The organism is Actinomycetospora lutea (assembly GCF_028737205.1).
Classification (GTDB): Bacteria; Actinomycetota; Actinomycetes; order Mycobacteriales; family Pseudonocardiaceae; genus Actinomycetospora; species Actinomycetospora lutea.
In genome coordinates, this window is sequence record NZ_JAQZAL010000073.1 from 1 (window position 1) to 3,440 (window position 3,440).

A 3,440-nucleotide genomic window follows, 5' to 3' on the forward strand; every position below is an offset into this window, starting at 1 on the left:
CGCTCCCGCCACCACGATGCTGCGAGGCCACCTCCACGCTTCATGACGAAGAGCCCGTTATGCTCGGTGCTGACCTGCTGCATGAATGGCAGGTCATGCCGCCCGCGATGTGCTCGCCGGCTGCCCGCGAACGCGGTTGCCTTACCCCCGTTCTGTCTGGCTGTCGTAGGGCCAGGATTGGCCCCTGGACGCCCCCGGCCTGGTCCCGGCCCGCCGGAGCGGAGCGGGAGGCCAGGGCCGAGGGCCTTGGGTTGAGGCTCCGCCTTGACTGGAGAAGAGGTCTATTCGACAACGGCCGCAACGAGCTACTGCCCTGTCTCAGGGCGTGCTTGACGCCCGCTTTCTTTGGTTATGCTTGCCAGCGGCCGTGATCTGGCTTGCTCCACCAGAGGCGGGTGATGCTAGCTAAAAGCCGGAATCGGTCCTGGTAGGCATGTTGGCAGTCGAGGAGTCCCGCGGTCGGTATGTGTGGTTGCCTCCGCGATCAGGGTGTCGCTCCAGAGCGCGTCTAGAGCTGCCTGCGCGGAATGGGGTGCGGCGCACCTATGCGCAATCCACCGCGCTAAAGAGGCCGACATCCTGCCCGACGCCGATCTTCTCCACATCGGCGAACTGCGAGTCCACACGGAGCAACTGATGCAGAAGCTCGGATTTGATAGTCACCCCTAGTACATGCGCGCCTTCGGTCGTGAAGGCGATTGCAATCTTATCGAATTGCCCCGCCTCCTCGTGATGCGGGGTGGGAAACAATCTCGCTTCTAGATCGCCCCAACCGGACCACCGACCGGCGACAAAATCGTAATTGGCCTGAAACACATCATCAAGTGCGCCGCCGCCGTCGGACGCGATCACATGGATTTGGCTTTGTCCCGGAACCAACACAGGGCGAGCTACCGCGACGTCCTTAACTCGATGTGGGAGCCCTCCAGGGCCCAGAGGCGGAACGAAGTCTTGCGGCCTGAACGGACTCCAGGCCGCTCCCGGGCTTCCGCCGGAACCAGCAGCTCTGACCCCACCAGCCGTCGAGAAACGATGGCCATCCGTGAAGCAGGCGATCATCTCCGCCTCGGACTCCAGGCCACCGGATGGCGCAAACGCGTTAGGGACCAAGGTCGACAGTGCCACGCTCCTCGCTGCTCCAAGGTCGCCCGCTCCGCTCGTCTGGACCTCGGCAATCCCGCTTGGTACCCCGCCAGCGCCCCGATTGGCCACTATCGACGCTATAATTCGTCCTCGATCCTGTGGTTTAACTCCATCCGTGATCACCGCAACATGAAGATATGAACGCGGGGCGCCTGGCTCGACGGGATCATTGGCAGGAGCAACGCCCGGGCTTACGCATGCTGCCACTGAATAGCCCGTAGGCAGCGGAAGGATATTGGCGGGCAATGGGCCCTCCCACAGACCCGTATCCGAGTTTCGGAACATCAGTTGCGGCGGGCTACTCCGCAACGCCACAAGGACCCATAGACCTTGGGTGAAGTTCGCAGACTCGGCACCGATCGGCATGCGCCTTGCGCAAGCTACATCCACCGCTTCTTGCGGTACTTTTGGGACCTGCTCAAACTTCGTCCAGCCCGTGCTTGGGTTTCTCCTCGTGTGCCATGTGCGGCCATCTCCCGTACAGCCAACCACATGCAGGTCGGCCAGGTTCTCGGGCATACATCCTCCCCAACAAGGTGGTCGCTCTGGCCCGGCAAGGCCCTTCCTGAGCGCGCGAGTCAGTTCGGAATACCCTGGTTACACCCGATCTGTCGAGCGCCCAAGCGGGTTTACTCTTGTCTTTGGTTGGCAGCTGATGCACGCTTACATGAAGAACACGCACTGCGAGTCGCCGGACGGACACGCTACGTACCGATAGGGCCGGTAGAACGATGAAGAGAACACGGACTCGAATCGACTTGCGCCGCGGTCTGCGCTCGCAAGCGCTCTGGCAGCTATGAATATCAATTGGGCTTTGTCATCGGACATAGGGAACGACGAACAACGTCTTCGCCCGCCCCGCCCGGCCGCACCCGGTGGACGCGTCAACATGCTCGTGTAGTTTCCCGTGTCGAGCTGCCGCGTGGTGGGGCCTGAGAGGCCACCTGAAGGCCATCCCTGACCGCTTTCGGAAATCACCATCCTCTAAGACGCCGGGCACAAGGAGCGAGTCAATGGACGATGGCCGCCGAGAGTCTTTGCTCAAGGAGTATGGTGAGGTGTGCGGGAACTTCAGACTGCTAACCGACATTCGGTTCAAGCTGCTAGCATTGCTCCCAATTGCAGCAGCCGCCGCGTCAACGTTGCGAGGAGATGCGCCCAACGCTGCGTCCTTCGCGCTCTCACTCTTCGGGCTCGCCGCAACTACTGGTCTAATAGTATACAATATTCGCAATGATCAGATATACGATCAGTTGGTGGCGCGAGCGGCGACGATAGAGCGTAGCCTCGGATTACCTGACGGCGGGTTCGCGAACAGGCCACGAGCCTGGCGCACGGTCAAGATTCTTCGAAAAGAGCATACTATCAACCACGGTACAGGCGTCTACGTCATCTACTTCGCATCGATCGTTCTTTGGCTAACCGGAGTTCTTGCGCCCACTATCGAATATTTCCGGACGACTTACGTAGGTCTTGGCCTGCCCTACGTCACGGTGCGCGAGCCGCAGCAGGGCGTAAATACTGCTGCCTTGCTAGCGTCTGTTCTCATTGCAGGCGTGTTCGCCGAGAAGTTCCGCCGTCGGAAGGAGAATCTCGATCAGGAGTTGCGGAAGGCCGCCTCCGAAGCTGTGAGGTTGGCAAAGAACCGAGAGCTCTATGATTTGCGCGCGAATGATTCGTTTCTAAGCTTCTGCGAAGAGCTCTCAGGCGAAAGCAGGACAGAGGTCGTCGCACGTTTGGATTACTACAACCGAATTGATTCCGATTCAGCTGGATACTACTTCTTGACCGCTGTTCGAGGGGAAGCGAGGGCCGCACAAGTAGTTGCATTGCTCACGGATTTGCCGCCGGCTTGGCTCTTTGATTGCGCTACTAATAGGAGCGGCACGAGGTTAAACCGATGAGCGCCCGTCGAGGTTTGCGTTCATTGGTGAACATTACTGCGAGGGGTCGAGCGGAGAAGTCGGGGATCGAGCTTGGGGCAGCTTATCGACCCACTCGTTTGGGCTAATCTCATCAAGGCAGACGTTCAGAACCCGTTCCTCTGCATCGCAGGGACGCCGCTTCGACCGCTTGGCCTAGAGCCTTTCGGCCTTGGAATCGAACTTCCTGACAACGGCCACGAGGACCACCGAGGCCTCCCGGTCGGCCTCGGACGCCCTCAGCGCCTCGGTTGTCCTCACTTTGACGTCCCTGAGTCGGGCGGCGACGTCGGTCATGGTCAACATGTGCGCTCCAAAAGTGGCTCTTCCGGATTTAGAGTGCAAGAGATCCACAGTGCAGCAGCGACCGGATGC

3 protein-coding genes are annotated in these 3,440 nt (G+C 60.1%); 1 reads left to right on the forward strand and 2 read right to left on the reverse strand.

Features of this window, described 5'->3' with window-relative positions; genetic code table 11:
- Positions 1-543: 543 nt before the first annotated feature.
- Positions 544-852 carry a hypothetical protein gene (locus tag PHK61_RS31570; protein WP_274285001.1) on the reverse strand — a complete coding sequence of 103 codons (309 nt, stop codon included), beginning with the start codon at positions 850-852 and terminating at the stop codon, positions 544-546.
- A 1,304-nt stretch (positions 853-2,156) separates the two neighbouring features.
- Here PHK61_RS31570 and PHK61_RS31575 point away from each other — a divergent pair.
- Entirely contained in the window at positions 2,157-3,047 is an 891-nt protein-coding gene (locus tag PHK61_RS31575; RefSeq protein WP_274285002.1) for a hypothetical protein, read from the forward strand.
- 174 nt (positions 3,048-3,221) lie between these two features.
- Here PHK61_RS31575 and PHK61_RS31580 read toward each other — a convergent pair.
- Positions 3,222-3,440, reverse strand: a 219-nt coding sequence (locus tag PHK61_RS31580) for a hypothetical protein (protein WP_274285003.1), incomplete at its 5' end; no start/stop codon positions are given.